This is a genomic window from Vibrio sp. 10N.222.55.B11, assembly GCF_041473705.1.
In the GTDB taxonomy this organism is placed as follows: domain Bacteria; phylum Pseudomonadota; class Gammaproteobacteria; order Enterobacterales; family Vibrionaceae; genus Vibrio; species Vibrio crassostreae_C.
On sequence record NZ_JBFRST010000004.1, the window covers coordinates 299,640 to 317,796 of the forward strand.

At 45.2% G+C, this 18,157-nt stretch carries 18 protein-coding genes; 10 read left to right on the forward strand and 8 right to left on the reverse strand.

The window, feature by feature from the left end; all coding sequences use genetic code 11:
- Window positions 1-311 precede the first annotated feature (311 nt).
- Together AB4503_RS02500 and bcp are read left to right on the forward strand one after the other, a co-directional pair.
- Complete coding sequence (locus AB4503_RS02500; RefSeq protein WP_017060705.1) at window positions 312-854, forward strand: glycine cleavage system protein R; 543 nt, start codon at window positions 312-314, stop codon at window positions 852-854.
- Between the two features lie 12 nt (window positions 855-866).
- Complete coding sequence (gene bcp, locus AB4503_RS02505) at window positions 867-1,337, forward strand: thioredoxin-dependent thiol peroxidase (RefSeq protein ID WP_017060706.1); 471 nt, start codon at window positions 867-869, stop codon at window positions 1,335-1,337.
- Between the two features lie 148 nt (window positions 1,338-1,485).
- On the opposite strand, the gene AB4503_RS02510 is transcribed toward bcp, so the two are convergent.
- Together AB4503_RS02510 and AB4503_RS02515 are read right to left on the reverse strand one after the other, a co-directional pair.
- Window positions 1,486-2,562: an AI-2E family transporter gene (locus tag AB4503_RS02510; RefSeq protein ID WP_017063383.1), complete on the reverse strand. Its 1,077-nt coding sequence runs from the start codon at window positions 2,560-2,562 to the stop codon at window positions 1,486-1,488.
- Window positions 2,555-2,794, reverse strand: coding sequence for a sulfurtransferase TusA family protein (locus tag AB4503_RS02515; RefSeq protein WP_029235389.1), 240 nt, complete (start codon window positions 2,792-2,794; stop codon window positions 2,555-2,557). Before AB4503_RS02515 ends, AB4503_RS02510 begins: the two co-directional genes overlap by 8 nt.
- A 178-nt stretch (window positions 2,795-2,972) precedes the next feature.
- On the opposite strand from AB4503_RS02515, the gene AB4503_RS02520 reads away from it, so the two are divergent.
- From AB4503_RS02520 to AB4503_RS02535, 4 genes are all read left to right on the forward strand, one after another.
- Entirely contained in the window at window positions 2,973-4,427 is a 1,455-nt protein-coding gene (locus tag AB4503_RS02520; protein ID WP_017060710.1) for a M48 family metallopeptidase, read from the forward strand.
- Between the two features lie 122 nt (window positions 4,428-4,549).
- On the forward strand, window positions 4,550-4,900 hold the full coding sequence (arsC, locus tag AB4503_RS02525) for an arsenate reductase (glutaredoxin) (RefSeq protein ID WP_017060711.1): 351 nt from the start codon (window positions 4,550-4,552) through the stop codon (window positions 4,898-4,900).
- A 6-nt stretch (window positions 4,901-4,906) separates the two neighbouring features.
- Window positions 4,907-5,500, forward strand: coding sequence for an NAD(P)H:quinone oxidoreductase (gene wrbA, locus AB4503_RS02530; protein WP_017060712.1), 594 nt, complete (start codon window positions 4,907-4,909; stop codon window positions 5,498-5,500).
- Window positions 5,497-5,934 (forward strand): DUF2069 domain-containing protein, encoded by a 438-nt coding sequence (locus AB4503_RS02535; protein WP_017060713.1) that lies wholly within the window; start codon window positions 5,497-5,499, stop codon window positions 5,932-5,934. The genes wrbA and AB4503_RS02535 overlap by 4 nt, the downstream gene beginning before the upstream one ends.
- Before the next feature lie 110 nt (window positions 5,935-6,044).
- On the opposite strand, the gene AB4503_RS02540 is transcribed toward AB4503_RS02535, so the two are convergent.
- Window positions 6,045-7,304 carry a DUF2066 domain-containing protein gene (locus tag AB4503_RS02540; protein WP_017060714.1) on the reverse strand — a complete coding sequence of 420 codons (1,260 nt, stop codon included), beginning with the start codon at window positions 7,302-7,304 and terminating at the stop codon, window positions 6,045-6,047.
- Between the two features lie 277 nt (window positions 7,305-7,581).
- On the opposite strand from AB4503_RS02540, the gene AB4503_RS02545 reads away from it, so the two are divergent.
- The gene (locus AB4503_RS02545; protein WP_065583985.1) at window positions 7,582-8,820 is read left to right on the forward strand and encodes a uracil-xanthine permease family protein; all 1,239 of its coding nucleotides are present in this window, start codon (window positions 7,582-7,584) and stop codon (window positions 8,818-8,820) included.
- A gap of 141 nt (window positions 8,821-8,961) precedes the next feature.
- On the opposite strand, the gene upp is transcribed toward AB4503_RS02545, so the two are convergent.
- Window positions 8,962-9,588 carry a uracil phosphoribosyltransferase gene (gene upp / locus AB4503_RS02550; RefSeq protein ID WP_017060716.1) on the reverse strand — a complete coding sequence of 209 codons (627 nt, stop codon included), beginning with the start codon at window positions 9,586-9,588 and terminating at the stop codon, window positions 8,962-8,964.
- 169 nt (window positions 9,589-9,757) lie between these two features.
- Here upp and purM point away from each other — a divergent pair, with 169 nt between their 5' ends.
- Window positions 9,758-10,798 carry a phosphoribosylformylglycinamidine cyclo-ligase gene (gene purM, locus AB4503_RS02555; protein WP_008222945.1) on the forward strand — a complete coding sequence of 347 codons (1,041 nt, stop codon included), beginning with the start codon at window positions 9,758-9,760 and terminating at the stop codon, window positions 10,796-10,798.
- A 132-nt stretch (window positions 10,799-10,930) separates the two neighbouring features.
- Complete coding sequence (purN, locus tag AB4503_RS02560; protein WP_372113540.1) at window positions 10,931-11,605, forward strand: phosphoribosylglycinamide formyltransferase; 675 nt, start codon at window positions 10,931-10,933, stop codon at window positions 11,603-11,605.
- Between the two features lie 107 nt (window positions 11,606-11,712).
- Here the strand turns inward: purN and AB4503_RS02565 are convergent, their stop codons facing one another.
- Together AB4503_RS02565 and lpcA are read right to left on the reverse strand one after the other, a co-directional pair.
- On the reverse strand, window positions 11,713-12,558 hold the full coding sequence (locus tag AB4503_RS02565; RefSeq protein WP_372112394.1) for a class II glutamine amidotransferase: 846 nt from the start codon (window positions 12,556-12,558) through the stop codon (window positions 11,713-11,715).
- A 67-nt stretch (window positions 12,559-12,625) separates the two neighbouring features.
- Window positions 12,626-13,201, reverse strand: coding sequence for a D-sedoheptulose 7-phosphate isomerase (gene lpcA / locus AB4503_RS02570; RefSeq protein ID WP_017063379.1), 576 nt, complete (start codon window positions 13,199-13,201; stop codon window positions 12,626-12,628).
- Window positions 13,202-13,530: 329 nt separating this feature from the next.
- Between lpcA and fadE the strand changes: the two genes are divergently transcribed.
- Window positions 13,531-15,996 carry an acyl-CoA dehydrogenase FadE gene (gene fadE, locus AB4503_RS02575; RefSeq protein ID WP_029235127.1) on the forward strand — a complete coding sequence of 822 codons (2,466 nt, stop codon included), beginning with the start codon at window positions 13,531-13,533 and terminating at the stop codon, window positions 15,994-15,996.
- 128 nt (window positions 15,997-16,124) lie between these two features.
- Here the strand turns inward: fadE and AB4503_RS02580 are convergent, their stop codons facing one another.
- Window positions 16,125-17,372, reverse strand: a complete 1,248-nt coding sequence (locus AB4503_RS02580) for a TIGR03503 family protein (RefSeq protein ID WP_372113541.1) — start codon at window positions 17,370-17,372, stop codon at window positions 16,125-16,127.
- A 9-nt stretch (window positions 17,373-17,381) separates the two neighbouring features.
- Complete coding sequence (dnaQ, locus tag AB4503_RS02585) at window positions 17,382-18,149, reverse strand: DNA polymerase III subunit epsilon (RefSeq protein WP_372113543.1); 768 nt, start codon at window positions 18,147-18,149, stop codon at window positions 17,382-17,384.
- Between the last annotated feature and the right edge of the window lie 8 nt (window positions 18,150-18,157).

Here is an 18,157-nt window from a genome sequence, read left to right on the forward strand (position 1 = left end):
TTAAAGTGGCTTACCGGCAACATCTGCATTAAATATTGTCGTATGTTTGAGGTAAAACGACTTCTAACGGCGTTCTACCTAGAATTTGGGTAACCTGCACTCAATCTAGCGGATAGCACATCACTGGATGTCAGTAACAAGTAAGCTGTGCTCTCATCGCTCTATCTCATTTTTTAACGCGCTCGATATTCTTATCATTGGTTGCATGTTCGAAGCAAGGTCGCACATAAAAAGCCCCGCACGCACGCTTATTCCACGAGCTAACTGTGCTAACATGCATGAATCAATGGAATATAAAGAGACGTGATTTTATGACTCAACATCTAGTAATCACAGCTGTGGGCACTGATCGCCCAGGTGTATGCAACCAAGTGGTTCATTTAGTCACCCAATCAGGCTGTAACATTATTGATAGCCGTATCGCCCTGTTTGGCGAAGAATTTACGCTTATCATGCTGCTGTCTGGAAAGGCAAACAACATTACCCGCGTTGAAACCACCTTGCCCTTGCTTGGACAAGAGCACGACTTGATTACGATTATGAAGCGAACCTCAACTCATGATGTTATTGAGAACTCTTACACAGTAGAGGTGTTCGTTGAGTCAGACGATAAAATCGGACTTACTGAGCAGTTTACCCAGTTCTTCGCAGACCGAAACATCGGCCTCGATTCGTTAAGTGCACGAACCATCAATAAATCTAAGGTTCAACTCGACAACGACCAATTCCATATCTCTATTACCGCTTCTGTGCAATCAGAATGTAATTTGATGCAGCTACAAGAAGAATTCGATTCGCTGTGTCAGAGCCTATCAGTCCAAGGCTCGCTCAACTTTATCAAAAACAGTCTTTAAAAAGGAAATGTCATGAATACGCTAACGGCTGGTGTTCCAGCACCTGCTTTTTCTCTTCCAGATCAAGATGGCAATATCGTATCTCTTGGTGACTTCAAAGGTAAAAAAGTACTTTTCTATTTTTACCCTAAAGCAATGACTCCAGGTTGTATTGTGCAAGCGGAAGGCCTGCGTGATATCAAAACACAGCTTGATGACCTAAACGTGGTTGTTCTAGGTGTGAGTGTTGACCCAGTAAAACGTCTACCAAACTTCGTTGAGAAGAAATCTCTAAACTTCACCCTGCTATCTGATGAAGACCACAGCGTTGCTGAACAGTTTGGCGTTTGGGGCGAGAAAAAATTCATGGGTAAAATCTACGACGGTCTGCACCGTATTAGCTTCCTAATTGATGAAGAAGGTCAGATTGAACATGTCTTCAACAAGTTCAAGACTAAGACTCACCACGAAGTGGTTCTAGATTACTTCAATCAAGAAGCTTAAGGGCGATTTGAGTGAGTTAATGACTTAGATTCATCACTCTCTAAGGCAATAGCAACACTCATTAAGCTAATTATTAAGCTAATTATTAAGCTAAGAGCAAAAAGGCCGAACATCATGGATGTTCGGCCTTTTTCTATAACAAGATCAATTACTTTTGATGTTCGGGGTCATCGTCTAATGCGTGACTCGGTAAGGCATTCCAAACCGCCTTAACTAACGTTGCCAACGGGATAGCAAAGAACACACCCCAGAATCCCCACAGTCCACCAAACACTAACACGGCAACAATAATGGCCACTGGGTGCAGGTTCACCGCTTCAGAGAAAAGAACAGGAACGAGCACGTTACCATCTAGCGCTTGGATAATACCGTAAGCGAGAAGCAACCAGTAAAACTGAGGCTCTAATCCCCACTGGAACAGGCCTACAATCGCCACAGGAACAGTCACAGCTGCCGCGCCGATATAAGGGATCAGTACCGAGAAGCCAACCGCGACAGCCAACAAGACTGAATAACGCAGATCCAGAATCGCAAAGGTTACGTAGCTGACACCACCAACAATTAAAATCTCTAAGACTTTACCGCGAATGTAGTTCGAGATTTGCTGGTTCATCTCTTCCCATACTTTGGTCGCTAAACGACGATTTCGAGGAAGTACACCGCTCGCCATTCTGATCATCTCTTCTTTGTCTTTTAACAAGAAGAAAATAAGCAGTGGTACAAGAATCAAGTAAACCGCTAAGGTCGCTAAGCTCACAAGAGAAGCAAGAGAACCTTTGACAACACTTTCACCAAAACCTAACGCTTTGTTCTTGGCGTTAGACATAATGGACTCAACGATCTGCAGGTTAGCTAATTCTGGATAGCGTTCAGGAATCGTCGCAATGAAGTTTTGCAAGCTGCCATACATGCTTGGGATATCATTAATTAGATTGCCCACTTGTTGCCAAATGGTTGGTACCAAGCCAAAGATCGCAAGTAGCATCACGCTAAAGAACATCATGATCACCAACATCACCGAAGGCGTTCTTGGAACACCGAGTCTTTGAAGTTGGGTAACAGGCCACTCAAGCAAATAAGCCAACACAATTGCAACCAAGAGTGGCGCAATTAGGTGACCAAAGAAGTAGATCGTAATAAAGCCGAAGAGAATGATGGCAACCAAACTGACAGCATGGGGATCAGAGAAACGTCGTTTATACCAACGATTGACCATTTCAAGCATCTGACTGCAATTCCTTTTTAGTGACGAGGAGATGATGGTAATTAGAGCAAACCTCAGTGACGACGTCATAGGCTTGCTTAGACAAATAAGTAACAATATCTTTCATCGAGCTGTTATCAGAGACATAAATTGACAATGACTGCCCTACTTCTAACTTTACACTGTGACGCTTGGCTAATAATAGCGCCATTGGACAGCGCTCTTGGCGTAAATCTAGAATATTAGGTGTCATTCTTGAGCTCGATGCTTATTATAAGGGTCGTATTGTAATCTGTTTTTGAAAACGCGCCATCATTCATTCATCTTCCTTCATGATAGCGCACGCACTTGGCAAAGGTTAAATCAGATAAAGAACCAATTTCCATTGCACTTGTCTTACTGTCAGAAGAAACGGAGTATTACTGACTAATATGTTTAAACGCGCTCGCTCAATTGCTTGCTTATGCATCGCAGCTACATTAAGCACCCCAACTATGGCGAATACCAATAGTTTGGAGCTACCAGATATCGGTACCGCTGCTGGCGGCACACTCACTATCGACCAAGAGCTTATCTATGGTGATGCCTACATGCGCATCATCAGAAGTAGCCAGCCTATCGTAAACGACCCAGTTCTAAATCTATATATTGATACTCTTGGCCATCGTCTGGTCGCGAACGCAAATGATGTAAAGACACCTTTCCAGTTCTTTATGATCCGTGACCGCAACATCAACGCCTTTGCTTTCTTTGGTGGTTATGTTGCTTTGCACTCAGGTCTATTCCTGCATGCACAATCTGAAAGTGAATTAGCTTCTGTATTAGCGCACGAAATCGCGCACGTAACCCAACGTCACTTAGCGCGTAGTATGGAAGACCAAGCGCGCCGCTCTCCAGCAACCATTGCAGCGCTAGCAGCCTCTGTATTACTGGCAATTGCAGCTCCTGAAGCCGGCATTGCAGCCCTAACGGCAACGACTGCGGGTAATATGCAAAGCCAAATCAACTACACCCGTAGTAATGAAAAAGAAGCCGACCGCTTTGGTATCAACACGCTAGCAAAAGCTGGGTTTGATGTGAATGCGATGCCACGTTTCTTTGGCCGTTTAGCTGATGAATATCGCTATGCGAGCACACCACCGCCAATGCTACTGACTCACCCATTACCAGAAGACCGAATTACCGATTCACGTGCTCGTGCTCGTAGTTACCCGCCACTGAAACTGGCTCCCTCTCTGGACTACCACCTAGCAAGAGCCCGCATTGTTGCGCGCTATGCTGGCATTAATAATGATGCTGCTCTTGATTGGTTTGAGCGTCAGCTAAAGAAAGCCCCTAAAGCTTTGGTTCCGTCATTAGAATATGGCCAAGCACTGGTTTACCTAGACTCTAAAAAATTAGACAAAGCAGAGCCCATCCTGAACAAGCTGATTAACAGCGATCCAACCAACCTGTTTTATCTAGATGCTATTTCGGATCTGCACATCGAGAAGAAGCAGCCTGAGATTGCGATTAAAGAACTTAAATCGGCACTGGTTCGTCAACCAAACAACCCGGTTCTGACCATTAACTACGCCAACGCACTGATTGAAAATGAAGATCTTCAAGAAGCGGTTCGCGTATTGCAGCGTTACACGCACGATAACCCGAATGACACCAATGGCTGGCACTTACTTTCAAAAGTAAATACGAGCCTTGGTAATAGCGACGAAGAACTGGCTGCTCGTGCAGAAATTTTGGCACTGCAAGCCAACTGGAACAAAGCGATTCAGTACTACACGCAAGCAAGCCAAATCGCAGAATTAGGAAGCCTAAAACAAGCACGCTACGACGCTCGAATTGATCAGCTAATGATTCAACGAGAGCGCTTCTTGTCGCTACAATAGAGTGTTTACTGGTAACAGCTCGTTACCAGAATAAAAAGAAAGCTCAACGTTACACAAAAAAGAAGTCACCCCTGGTGGCTTCAGCTAAACAACTAAATCAAAAATAATAATGAGGAAGAACCATGTCTGTCGTGATTTATCATAACCCACGCTGCTCAAAGAGCCGTCAAACTCTAGAAGTGCTTCAGGAAAACGGCGTACAGCCAGAGGTCATCAAATACCTGGAGACTCCGTTAACAGTTGAACAGCTGAAAGTACTGTTCACTCAGCTTGGTTTTGACAGTGTTCGCGACATGATGCGCACCAAAGAAGCGGACTACAAAGAAGCAAACCTTGGCGATGCTTCAGTTACTGATGAAGATCTTTTCGCCGCGATGGCGACAAATCCAAAACTATTTGAACGCCCTGTTGTTGTTGCGAACAACAAAGCAAAAATTGGTCGTCCACCAGAGCAAGTGCTAGAGATTCTGTAATCCAATATGAGCATTAACATTCTTGTTCTTTATTACAGTCGCCACGGCAACACACAAGCTCTAGCAAGGCAGATTGCACGAGGGGTTGAATCCATCCCGAACTGCGAAGCTATGCTAAGGACGGTGAACGACGTGTACACAGTAGAAGAGCAGCCTGATTCGCGTTATCAACCAACCGATCCTATTGCCTCGTTACAAGAACTTCGATCTTGTGATGGTTTGGCGCTAGGCAGTCCGGTTTGGTTTGGTAACATGGCCGGGCCAATGAAGCACTTTTGGGATAGCACGACATCAATGTGGATCAATGGTGATCTCATCGATAAGCCAGGTTGTGTATTTACCTCTTCTTCATCATTGCATGGTGGTCAAGAGACAACACAACAAAGCATGATGTTGCCCCTGCTTCATCACGGCATGTTAGTCGTGGGCATCCCCTACTCAGAACCGGCGCTGCACACCACTCAAACTGGTGGTACGCCTTATGGTGCAAGCAGTACTGGAGAGAGCGCTTCACTTAGCAAAGAAGAGATTGAGTTGGCGCAAAACCTAGGTAAACGCCTAGCGCGCATCGCAATAAATCAGAAGGGAATTTCTCAATGATGTATATGCCAGAGAAGGCTATGTCTCCCAAAACCAAGCTATTTCGCTACCTTGCTTTAGCGGGCAACTTGTCGCTTTTATTCTGGGTGGTGGCTTGGCAGATGACGCTTTCACCGCACCCTCATCTCAGTAATGTCACACTGGCGATTGCTTGGGCTATCCCGCTGTTATTGCCATTACCGGGCATTTTAGCAGGAAAACCTTATACGCACGCATGGGCAAATTTCGTCTTGATGCTCTATTTCCTACACGCATTAACTATCTTGTATGTAGACGATGGTGAACGTTTATTAGCGGCTGTAGAACTGCTTCTGACGACTCTAGGTTTCGCGGGCAATATCTTATTTACTCGCTTTAGAGCCAAAGAGTTAGGCATCAAGTTGAAGCGTCTTTCTGAAGTAGAAAAGAGAGAAAAAGCTAAGTTCGAGCAATAATATTGAGCCCATGCTTTTAAACTGACCGCTTACAAACAAAAAGCCCTGCGAGATTGCTCTTGCAGGGCTTTTTTCAAGTTTTCATTTCAATCAGTCATGTCAGCTGACAATTATGAGCGAACCCACTCGTATACCAAGCTTGGCTTAGCATGTACTGGCGCAGTGATGGTTAGATCTTCTGTACTAGAATCCTCTAACGTTGCGTCAGGCGTATTCGTTAGCTCAGCATCCTCAGATACCTCGTTGCCCTTAATCACTTGTACGCCTGAGTCAGTTTCGTCACCAACGACTTCAGCAGCGTCTGTTGAATCATCACCTACAGACATTGTGTTGTCTTGAGTTTCAAATTCAGGGCTCACTTCAGGCTCAATGTAAGATTCTTCAACCTTCGCAACTTGGCGAATACTTGCTACTTCTTGCTCAAACTCTTGTTGAGTCGACAATAAGTGAATTCGGAAAGTGACTTCGTTGTTCTGAATCTTCAGAATATCTAGGCTTGCCACCGAGTTTAGACGCTTAAGTGCGTTCTCTAACTGGAAGAAGTCTTGAGCATTATTCAGGCTAATAAACTGCGTTAAAATCGATTCTGATGACTCACTCGCTACCGTCACAGCACTTTTGCCTGCGTAGTAGTTACTGATTTGGTCAACTAACTTCTTAGAAGTCGTGTCGCTGTTACCCGATAGTGAACCACTTACAGGCGATGTTGGTGCACTCGTCAATTGACTTGGCTTTTGATCGTATAGAGCCCAACGTAGGCCTGAAGATTGAGCCTTTATCACCAACACAGCATCAACAGGATAACGCTGACTCGCTTTACTGATTGGCGTAACAAAGCTACCCCATAAATCAGAAGTCGCAATACCCGTAATATCGTCAAAGTCACCCACAGGCAGCGTTAGAGGCAAGCCACGCTCTTTTGCGTTCGCTTGTAAGCTAGCTGCTAACTGTGAGTTAGAGTGTTCCCATACGATGTTCTTGTCGTAGTTGTCCTCTTCCACCAGCCAAACAAGGATGTTTGAACGCGTGTCAGGCCAGTAAGGTAACTGTGCTTGAGTCAACAGAGAACGGATTTGAGCACCGTTAAAACGCATACGCAATGTTGATTGGTCATTGCTTTCGCCAAAACTCATTTGAGACATGTACTGCGAACTCTTGCGCATCGCCTTTTGAATCGTCTCATTCGAAGCGACATCAGTTTGGCCAGTCGCACGTATCAATACCTGCTCCATACCTGTATTTCTTGCCACTTGTTCTGGCTGTTTGTCTTCAGCGTTAATCGCAACTTCAGCACTAAAAATATCTACTTGAGTTAAGGCATAACTCGGAGAGGCTAATAGTCCCATCAACAACAATGCTATGTAGCGCATACTGATCCTAATATTCAAATCTTGTGCCTAGATGATAAGCAACTATGGATTGAGGGGCAAGGTCGATAGCGCCCACTGTGTTTAATAACCACAAAATTTCACCTGGCCATGATAAATCGCTCACTTATAAACTGAATTTCTAGGGCTTAGATGGATATAAAACATCATTAAGATAAATAAATTTGATCTATTTGGTGTAGCAATCGATTGCTAAGTGATAGAATCCCGCGAATTTTATTTTTCGCTTTTCATATAACGACCATTTTAAGGACATAACATGAAAAATGCTCTGCAAGGTGCGCAAATGCTGTTTGTAGCATTTGGTGCGCTTGTATTAGTGCCGCTACTGACTGGACTCGATCCCAACGTTGCACTGTTTGGCGCAGGTATCGGTACCCTTTTATTCCAACTTATTACACGCCGTTCAGTGCCAATCTTCTTAGCATCTTCTTTTGCTTTCATCGCGCCTATCATGTTTGGTATTCAAACATGGGGCGTTGGCGCAACCATGGGTGGCCTAATGGCGGCAGGTGTTGTGTATGTATTGATGGGTGCATTGATTAAAGTAAGAGGCGTTGGCTTCATTCATAAGCTACTTCCACCCGTCGTGGTTGGCCCTGTAATCATGGTTATCGGTTTAGGTCTTGCGCCTGTTGCGGTAAACATGGCGCTTGGTAAGACTGGCGACGGCGCAGTTCAGCTCGTTGATGCAGACGCAGCACTGTGGATCTCTTCGATTTCACTGCTAGTAACGATTGTCATCAGTGTATTCTCGAAAGGCTTCCTAAAACTGCTGCCTATCTTTGGTGGTATTGTTGCGGGTTACATCACTAGCTTGGTATACGGCGCGGTAGACTTCACACCAGTGGCTCAAGCGTCTTGGTTGGCACTACCGAACTTCACTGCACCTGAGTTCAACATCAACGCTATCTTTTTTATGGTATTTGTCGCGATTGCACCTGCCGTTGAACACGTAGGTGATATGCTTGCGATATCTAACGTGACCGGTAAAGACTACCTTAAAAAACCAGGTTTACACCGCACTATTACTGGCGACGGTGTGGCAACAATTGCCGCTTCAATGCTGGGCGCGCCGCCAAACACTACGTACAGTGAAGTAACAGGCGCAGTAATGCTTACCAAAGCATTCAACCCTGTGATCATGACTTGGGCTGCAGTCACAGCCATCGTTCTTGCATTGGTTGGCAAGCTAGGCGCACTACTTCAAACGATTCCGGTTCCTGTAATGGGCGGAATCATGATTCTACTGTTTGGCTCTATCGCAACAGTGGGTCTTAACACGCTAATCAAAAACAATGTTGACCTACACAAATCACGTAACCTTGTGATTGTGGGCATTACTTTAGTCTTTGGTATTGGCGGCATGGCCTTTGGTATCGGTGACTTTAGCCTACAGGGCGTAAGCTTGTGCGGTATCGTTGCGATTCTACTTAACCTAGTACTTCCAGAAGAGCTAGGTGACAACACTGTGGTAGATAAAGCTCAAATCGATTAATGAGTCGGTAAGGCTAGATTCCAAAGAATCACAACCTAACAAGATCAAAAAAGGGAGAGCATCGAATGCTCTCCCTTTTTATTAATACGGTTAATTCAGCGAGTTAAGGAACTGTTTAGAGTCACTTAAGCTGAAACCGAATTACTTAGTACCGAAGATCTTATCGCCAGCATCGCCAAGACCAGGAACAATGTAGCCCTTGTCGTTTAGCTTCTCATCGATTGCAGCCGTGTAAAGCTCAACATCTGGGTGCGCTTTTTCTAGAGCAGCGATACCTTCAGGAGCAGCAACAAGCACAAGAATCTTAAAGTGCTTACAACCTTTCTCTTTCATCAGGTCGATAGTCGCGATCATAGAACCACCTGTCGCAAGCATTGGGTCTACCACTAGAGCAATACGCTCATCGATGTTAGATGCAAGCTTGTTGAAGTATGGTACTGGCTCAAGTGTTTCTTCGTCACGGTAGATACCAACAACGCTGATACGTGCACTTGGGATGTGCTCAAGAACGCCGTCCATCATGCCTAGACCAGCACGTAGGATTGGCACTACCGTTACTTTTTTACCTTTAATTTGGTCAACTTCTACTGGACCGTTCCAACCGTTAATCGTCACACGCTCAGTTTCAAAGTCTGATGTCGCTTCGTATGTTAGAAGGCTACCCACTTCTGTCGCTAGCTCACGAAAACGCTTAGTGCTAATCTCACCTTCACGCATCAGGCCAATTTTATGTTTTACTAGCGGGTGTTTCACTTCAACAACTTTCATTTCCAACTCCGGCAATATTTAAACAAACCTGTAGATTATACACGAACTCTAGGGTTATTTCAGAATCTTTATTCTAATAAAAAAAACCGCGCAAACGTTTGCTCTTCATATTCAAGCCCTGTTAGAATAGCGCCGTTTTCACATCCAACTTAAGTTCGAGGACTATCCCGTGAGTGGTAATACTTCTTCTCTAAGCTACAAAGACGCTGGTGTTGATATCGACGCAGGTAATGCACTAGTAGACCGTATCAAAGGTGCTGTTAAACGCACTCGTCGCCCTGAAGTAATGGGCGGTATTGGTGGCTTTGGCGCCCTATGTGAACTTCCAACGAAATACAAAGAGCCGGTACTTGTTTCAGGTACTGATGGTGTTGGTACTAAACTTCGCCTTGCTTTGGATCTGAAAAAACACGACACCATTGGTATCGACCTAGTGGCAATGTGTGTGAACGACTTAATCGTTCAAGGTGGTGAACCGCTATTCTTCCTAGACTACTACGCAACAGGTAAGCTAGATGTAGATACAGCAGCAGACGTTGTTTCTGGTATTGCTGAAGGCTGTGTTCAAGCTGGCTGTGCACTAATCGGTGGTGAAACTGCTGAAATGCCAGGCATGTACGAAGGCGACGACTACGATGTAGCTGGCTTCTGTGTTGGTGTTGTAGAAAAAGCGGACATCATTGACGGCACTAAAGTAGCAGCAGGCGACGCACTTATCGCTGTTGGCTCAAGTGGTCCACACTCAAACGGTTACTCTTTAATTCGTAAAGTCCTAGAAGTTTCTGGTGCTGATAAGAGTGAAGAACTAGAAGGTCGCACTATCGGTGAGCACCTACTAGAACCAACTAAGATTTACATCAAATCAGCACTTAAGATGATTGCAGAGCATGACATTCATGCTATCTCACACATCACAGGTGGTGGTTTCTGGGAAAACATCCCACGCGTACTTCCTGAAGGTACTAAAGCAGTCATTGATGGCAAGAGCTGGGAATGGCCTGCTATCTTCAACTGGCTACAAGAGAAAGGTAACGTGGAGACATTCGAAATGTACCGCACTTTCAACTGTGGTGTAGGCCTAGTTGTTGCTCTACCTAAAGATCAAGCAGACGCTGCTGTTGAACTACTGAAAGCTGAAGGCGAAAACGCTTGGGTTATCGGTGAGATCGCAAACGCTGAAGCTGGCGAAGAGCAAGTTGAAATTAAATAAGTGATACGCTCACTTACTTAGTTAATCAATGAGGACCTAATGGTCCTCATTTTGCTATTTAGCCCGCAGAAAACCTTAGTTTATGTAGGTACATTGTAAACAATTCAGTTAATCAATCGTATGACCCACTCTATGAAAAACAATCACTCAAATAAAACCAGTCACTCTCAGAAAAACATCGTTGTGTTAGTTTCAGGAAGCGGAAGTAACTTACAGGCTATTTTAGATGCCTGCGATAGCGATATGATTGATGCATCGGTTAAAGCTGTCTTCTCAAACAAAGCAGAGGCTTTTGGATTAGAACGAGCGAAAACCGCAGGTGTTGACGCTCATTCAGTGAATCCAAAAGACTTTGGTTCACGTGAAGAGTTTGACCATGAATTGATGATTCAGATTGATGCATACCAACCCGATTTAATCGTACTCGCTGGCTACATGCGAATCCTGAGTTCAGAGTTTGTTCGTCACTATGCAGGGAAAATGGTCAACATCCACCCTTCTCTGTTGCCGAAATACCCAGGCCTACACACCCACCAGCGTGCCATTGATGCACAAGATAAAGAGCACGGTACTAGTGTCCACTTTGTGACCGAAGAACTTGATGGGGGCCCTGTGATCTTACAGGCTAAGGTACCGGTATTTGAAGGTGATGATGCTGATATGCTGGCAAGCCGAGTGCTTACCCAAGAACACTGCATTTACCCTATGGTCTGTAAATGGTTCGCCGAAGATCGTTTATCAATGCTAAACGGGCAAGCTGTGTTAGACGGTAAGGCATTAGGTAAACACGGTTACGCAGAAGAGTAATTCTTCAGAAACTAAATCAAATCCAAAAAAAGGCCGCTCACTGATTCATTAGTTCAGTAAGCAGCCTTTTTTATAGGGTTCAAATAATACTATTCGAGACACTTAGCTCAGCTCAATGGTTCAGTTGGCGCTTGGCTTGCTACCTTCTTCGGCGCATAAGCGACATCTTCCAACGCTTGATGGTTATTGCCAATCAGCTCACCAAAATGAAACAGCGCATATTCGCCCGGCTTCATTCTAAACCACTCTTCATTGTCCGTAAGAGGTTGAGTTGCTACCACCGTCACCACATCATTTGGCGTAGTCTCTTCTTGGAAGTTTATCTCAACATCTTCATCAATCAGGCTCGCATTACCAAAAGGTGCGCGTCTGGTTATCCAGTACAAATGGTTAGTACAGTAAGTCATCACATACTCACCATCACTCAATAACATGTTAAATACGCCTTTCTCGCGTAGCTTGTCACAACACTCAGCCACGAAACGAAACATGCCTTCCATGTCTTGAGGTGGTTCAGGAAAACGCTCTTCTAGTTGTTTCAGTAGCCAACAAAAAGAGAGCTCACTGTCCGTTTCGCCGACAGGTCTAAAACGCCCACTCACCAGATCATCGTAATCTGATAATTGACCATTGTGAGCAAAGGTCCAATATCGCCCCCAAAGCTCACGGGTAAAAGGGTGTGTATTTTCTAGATTAACGCCACCACGGTTGGCTTGACGGATATGACTGACAACAGCTTGGCTTTTAATTGGGTAGTTTTGAACCAACTCAGCGATCTTAGATTCACAGCTCGGATTCGGATCTTTGAAGGTACGAAAACCCTTTCCCTCATAAAAGGTAATACCCCAGCCATCACGATGCGGGCCAGTGTTGCCTCCACGCTGCATAAGACCAGTAAAGCTAAAACAAATATCAGTTGGCACATTCGCGCTCATACCGAGCAATTCACACATGGTTTAATCTACTCCCTATTAAAACCAATGGAGCCAAAAAGCTGGGCTCCAAATGTCTGTAAAACTATTATTCCATCTCTTTTTCGACAAGCTGAATCACAATGTGGATGATCTTAATGTGAATCTCTTGGATGCGATCTGCGTAGCCAAAGTGTGGTACTCGGATTTCGATATCCGCACAACCCGCCATTTTACCGCCATCTTTACCCGTCAATGCAATCGTCTTCATGCCTTTCGCTTGAGCCGCTTCAATCGCTTTTAGAATATTGGCAGAGTTACCTGAAGTCGACAGACCGAACAACACATCACCTTTACGACCTACCGCTTCTACATAACGAGAAAATACGTGGTCGTAGCCAAAATCATTACTCACGCAAGACAGGTGGCTTGGATCTGAAATCGCAATGCCAGCGTAACCTGGACGGTTTTCACGGTATCGGCCTGTAAGCTCTTCCGCGAAGTGCATTGCATCACAGTGTGAACCACCGTTGCCACAAGAAAGCACTTTGCCCTCTTGCTTGAATGAGTCAGCAATCAGTTTTGCCGCCGCTTCAATTTGAGCGATGTTATGGTCATCACTCAGGAACTTATTCAGAACGTCAGCAGCTTCGTTTAATTCACTTTTGATTAGGTCTTGGTACATAAGACTTATCTCTTATTTTTTTTGACGCAGCTTAAAGTGCGTGAAATGAGAACTGAGGGTTTTCCCCTCTTTATAGCTGAGTTTACCCACAAACATGAAATAGTGTCGACACTTAAGCCCAAAGATTGCCACCTTAATTAACTTGTCGTTGTAAATCCGTCCAAATATTCGCCACCAACCTCTCATAATTAGAACTTTAACTCTATTGAGATCACTTTTTACTCACCTTGGAGTTTTACAAATATTTAATATTTTGTTTACACTTGACTGGTTAGACCTCTTACCTAAAACTTAATAACAATAAGTGATCTCTGAAAAGGAAATCGATCATGAACATATTGCTCTCCCTACTCGGCATGACCGCCATCTTAGGCGTCTGTCTTTACCATAGAGTTAGTCTGGTACGTGCATTAGTTGTATTAACCGGCGCAATGGTAGCATTAACACTGCTTGGCGGCGTGGCTGTTACCGGCTGGCTTTGCTATCTATTAGCCGTTGCGATCTTTGCTGTACCGACCATTCGTCAGACACTGATCAGCCAAAAAGCACTCTCTTTATTTAAGAAAGTTCTACCGGCGATGTCTCAGACAGAAAAAGAAGCACTAGAAGCCGGCACAGTATGGTGGGAAGCAGAGCTGTTCAAAGGCAAACCTGAATGGAAGAAACTTCAGAACATTGCTGACCCGAAACTCTCTGAAGCTGAGCAAGCGTTTTTAGATGGTCCAGTAAATATCGTGTGTGAAATGGTCAATGATTACCAAGTCACTCATGAGCTTGCTGATTTGCCACCAGAAGTATGGCAATACCTGAAAGACCATAAATTCTTCGCCATGATCATCAAGAAAAAATACGGCGGCTTAGAGTTCTCAGCTTACGCTCAATCTTTGGTTCTACAGAAGCTAACAGGCGTTTCTAGTGTATTGTCATCGACGGTTGGCGTACCTAACTCATTAGGCCCTGGTGAGCTTTTACAACACTACGGTACAGAAGAACAAAGAAACCACTACCTGCCTCGCCTAGCGGAAGGTAAAGAGATCCCTTGTTTCGCACTAACTAGCCCAGAAGCTGGCTCAGACGCTGGCTCTATTCCAGATTACGGTGTGGTTTGTAAAGGCGACTGGCAAGGCGAAGAAGTACTCGGCATGCGCCTAACTTGGAACAAGCGTTACATCACTCTCGCGCCTGTCGCGACGGTATTAGGCTTAGCTTTTAAACTTCGTGACCCAGATGGCCTGCTTGGTGATCAAAAAGATCTTGGTATCACTTGTGCGCTTATCCCAACGGATTTAAAAGGCGTAGAGATTGGCAACCGCCACTTCCCACTAAACGTACCTTTCCAAAATGGCCCGACGCAAGGCGACGATATCTTCGTGCCTATCGATTTCATCATTGGCGGTCAGAAAATGGCCGGTCAAGGCTGGCGTATGCTGGTTGAGTGCCTGTCGGTTGGTCGTGGTATCACACTGCCTTCAAATTCAACTGGTGGCATCAAGTCTGCCGCGCTTGCAACTGGCGCTTACGCTCGTATCCGCCGTCAGTTCAAACAGCCTATTGGCCGCATGGAAGGGGTTGAAGAGCCACTTGCACGCCTTGCAGGTAACGCTTATGTAATGGACGCTGCAAGTAACCTAACCGTTGCGGGCATCGACCTTGGTGAAAAGCCTTCGGTTATCTCTGCAATCGTTAAGTACCACTGTACTCACCGTGGCCAGCGCAGCATCATTGATGCGATGGATATCGTCGGTGGTAAAGGCATTTGTTTAGGCCCATCGAACTTCCTAGCTCGTGGCTACCAAGGCTCGCCTATCGCGATTACGGTTGAAGGCGCAAACATCCTGACTCGTTCAATGATCATCTATGGTCAAGGTGCGATTCGCTGTCACCCTTACGTACTGAACGAAATGGAAGCGGCTTATTCTGAAAGCAGCGATGCGCTTGATAAGTTTGATTCAGCGTTAGCAGGGCACGTTAGCTTTACGATGAGCAACCTAGTCCGCAGCTTGTGGTTTGGTTTAACCGATGGTCGTGGTTCTGATGCGCCAACACCTTCAAATAAAACAGATAAACAGACACAGCGTTACTACCAACAGCTAAACCGCTACAGTGCAAACCTAGCGCTACTGTCTGATATTTCAATGGCAGTTCTAGGCGGATCACTGAAGCGTAGAGAACGTTTATCAGCAAGACTGGGTGATATCTTAAGTCAACTTTACCTCGGTTCAGCAACGTTGAAGCGCTTTGAAAGTGAAGGCAGCCACGCTGAAGATCTACCGTTAGTACATTGGGGGATGCAAGATAGCTTACGTCAGACTGAAGTGGCGATTGATGAATTCTTAGCGAACTTCCCTAACCCTGTGATTGGTCGTCTGCTTCGTGTTGTGCTAATGCCATTTGGTCGTATCCGTCGTGCTCCAAACGACAAGCTCGATAGCAAAGTTGCGCACATTCTACAAACACCAAGCGAAACACGCTCTCGTATAGGTCGCGGCCAATACCTAGAAGCGACGGAATACAACCCAGTAGGTAAGATTGAAAAAGCGCTAGAAGTGATTCTTCAAGCTGAACCTCTGTTCGACAAAGTCTGCAAAGAGACACATCAAAAACGTGCCTTCTTACGACTTGATCTTGTTGCTCAGTTGGGACTTGAGAAAGGTATCTTAACGCAAGACGAAGCAAATCTTCTGATTAGCGCTGAGGAACATAGACTGTACACGATTAACGTGGATGACTTCTCACCAGAGGAGCTTGCAGCAAAGTCTCAGTACCCAGACCAATCGATTGATAACGTCGCTTAAGGCCAGAAAAAGAAACAAAAACGGGACTCCTATGAGTCCCGTTTTTTTGTTCATGATTTCGTTGCCACAAATTCCAATGCTTTATCTAGCGGCTTATTCTCTCTAGACAATCTAATCATCTAAGCGAGTTACTTGGGCGCCTTGAGCTGCATCTCAGGTAACGCTTTTTTCTTCGCCTTGACCTTACGAACCACAAACCAAATCAATAAGCCCAATAGAATAGCGACCACATTACCCACCGCAATAATGATCATACTGCGCTGTCTGTCATCTTCACGTTTTTGAAGGATCATCAACTCTGTTGCGATACGCTTCTGTTCAGCAAGAGCTTCTTCTTGAAGACGTCGTGACTCTGCTAAGTCGATATCTTCAACAACGCTGTACGACTGCTCGGTAATTGGAAAAATCAGCGGGCGCTGACTTGAAGCATCAGTGGCATAAACCATCCCTGACCAATTATAAATTCCTAAATCGCCATTATAAGGCACCTCTAAAGTGACTTTCATTGCGTCGACTTCAGCTTGCCCCTGCTTGTACATCACATATTCATCAGGAGCCTTGTGCTCAACATGAACCGCTAACGAGCTCGGTGCGATCATCCCCTGTTCACCAGACACCACAATAGTATGAGGTAAACCCTCTTTTCGTGATTGAATGAAGGTGCTAGTGATCGGTGTTGGGTAAACCAAGACTTCTTGCTCTTGCGCTCGCAGGAACACGCCATTACCAGAGGTAATACGCGCTCGGTATTTACCGGGCTCGATATCAATTGGCAAAGAGACAGTGAACACACCATCTCCGGCCTTTTCATCAAGATCAGCGCCATCATCGGCAAACTCGCCCATCACAACCGGCACCGGGCGCGCTTCTCTCACCAAAGACTCTTCGTTTTCAACAAACTTAGTAAAGGTAACCTTAAGCTTCACGCGATCGAGAAAATCGCGCAGCACCAGCGGCTTGCCATCAGAAGTCAGTCGAGCGGTAAATTTGATGCGCTCTGTTTGATACAACTTATCTGGGAACTCATTAGCATCCAAAACAAGATGAGACAGCAGCTTGATATTGTTCTTAGGGGAAACTTTACCTATCGCTTGCCAAGGGCCGGGCATCGGATTGTCGATAGAGATAATGTCCATGGACGATTCTTCGTACCAACGGACATTATCAGCATTGCGCCAAGAGTAGTATTTCTTGCCATCAGGGCGAACCAAAACGACAGGTTTAGAGTTATCGGCTCGATAAATCACAAAGGTGACTTGTTCAATACTGGGATCAACTCTAAAACGGTTATCCAATAAACTCATAACGGATTCTGTTGCTGCATGTAAGCCAAAACTTAACAGTAATAAGCAACCGGTAGCCAATACCCTTAACATACTTTCTCCCTACTGACGCCAGAGGCAGCTTCCGCTTTTCTCGACGAGATCTAAACGACTTTGATGCGCTTTTACTTCATCGGCCGTAGCTCGTAAAACCTTTAGGGATTTTCGACCACTTTCTACTCTTCGTATGCTTTCGGCTTCACCTTCCTGTTGACCAGCGTTAAATTGCAGCGAAGTTTGACCACCCGTCATCAATAAGTAGACGTCGGCTAGGATCTCCGCATCGAGCAATGCGCCGTGGAGAGTGCGGTGCGAGTTATCGATACCGTAACGGTCACATAAGATATCTAGGTTGTTTCTTTTACCTGGGAATATCTTCTTCGCCATTGCCAAGGTATCGGTAACTTTACAGTAGTCATCCGTTTTACCTATCGCTGGGTTGAGCTTCTCAAACTCATAGTCCATGAAGCCCGTATCGAAGGGCGCGTTATGAGCCACCAGCTCCGCACCTTTGATAAAGTCGAGAAACTCTTTATGAATGTCTTGGTATTCAGGCTTATCAATCAAGAATTCATCGGTAATACCGTGAACGCCAATCGCCTCTTCTTGAATCGCACGATCGGGCTTGATGTAGACGTGGAAATGACGCCCGGTCAGCCTACGGTTGATGATCTCTACTGCACCAATTTCAACGATGCGGTGACCCATATAGTGAGGGCCACCTTCTGTATTCATACCGGTGGTTTCGGTATCGAGTACAACAATGCGCTTATTTTCGTTCGAACTGTTTTTTTCGTTCGTGCTTTGTTCTGGAGTGCTACTGGTATTCATAAGGATAA

Bases quoted from the DNA above. Each gene is read 5' to 3' on its own strand.
- bcp (WP_017060706.1), top strand. From the start codon at position 867: ATGAATACGCTAACGGCTGGTGTTCCAGCACCTGCTTTTTCTCTTCCA.
- upp (WP_017060716.1), bottom strand. From the start codon at position 9,588: ATGAAAGTTGTTGAAGTGAAACACCCGCTAGTAAAACATAAAATTGGC.
- AB4503_RS02565 (WP_372112394.1), bottom strand. From the start codon at position 12,558: ATGTGTGAATTGCTCGGTATGAGCGCGAATGTGCCAACTGATATTTGT.
- AB4503_RS02500 (WP_017060705.1), top strand. From the start codon at position 312: ATGACTCAACATCTAGTAATCACAGCTGTGGGCACTGATCGCCCAGGT.
- wrbA (WP_017060712.1), top strand. From the start codon at position 4,907: ATGAGCATTAACATTCTTGTTCTTTATTACAGTCGCCACGGCAACACA.
- dnaQ (WP_372113543.1), bottom strand. From the start codon at position 18,149: ATGAATACCAGTAGCACTCCAGAACAAAGCACGAACGAAAAAAACAGT.
- purN (WP_372113540.1), top strand. From the start codon at position 10,931: ATGAAAAACAATCACTCAAATAAAACCAGTCACTCTCAGAAAAACATC.
- fadE (WP_029235127.1), top strand. From the start codon at position 13,531: ATGAACATATTGCTCTCCCTACTCGGCATGACCGCCATCTTAGGCGTC.
- AB4503_RS02545 (WP_065583985.1), top strand. From the start codon at position 7,582: ATGAAAAATGCTCTGCAAGGTGCGCAAATGCTGTTTGTAGCATTTGGT.
- AB4503_RS02580 (WP_372113541.1), bottom strand. From the start codon at position 17,372: ATGTTAAGGGTATTGGCTACCGGTTGCTTATTACTGTTAAGTTTTGGC.
- arsC (WP_017060711.1), top strand. From the start codon at position 4,550: ATGTCTGTCGTGATTTATCATAACCCACGCTGCTCAAAGAGCCGTCAA.
- lpcA (WP_017063379.1), bottom strand. From the start codon at position 13,201: ATGTACCAAGACCTAATCAAAAGTGAATTAAACGAAGCTGCTGACGTT.
- AB4503_RS02520 (WP_017060710.1), top strand. From the start codon at position 2,973: ATGTTTAAACGCGCTCGCTCAATTGCTTGCTTATGCATCGCAGCTACA.
- AB4503_RS02515 (WP_029235389.1), bottom strand. From the start codon at position 2,794: ATGACACCTAATATTCTAGATTTACGCCAAGAGCGCTGTCCAATGGCG.
- AB4503_RS02535 (WP_017060713.1), top strand. From the start codon at position 5,497: ATGATGTATATGCCAGAGAAGGCTATGTCTCCCAAAACCAAGCTATTT.
- AB4503_RS02540 (WP_017060714.1), bottom strand. From the start codon at position 7,304: ATGCGCTACATAGCATTGTTGTTGATGGGACTATTAGCCTCTCCGAGT.
- AB4503_RS02510 (WP_017063383.1), bottom strand. From the start codon at position 2,562: ATGCTTGAAATGGTCAATCGTTGGTATAAACGACGTTTCTCTGATCCC.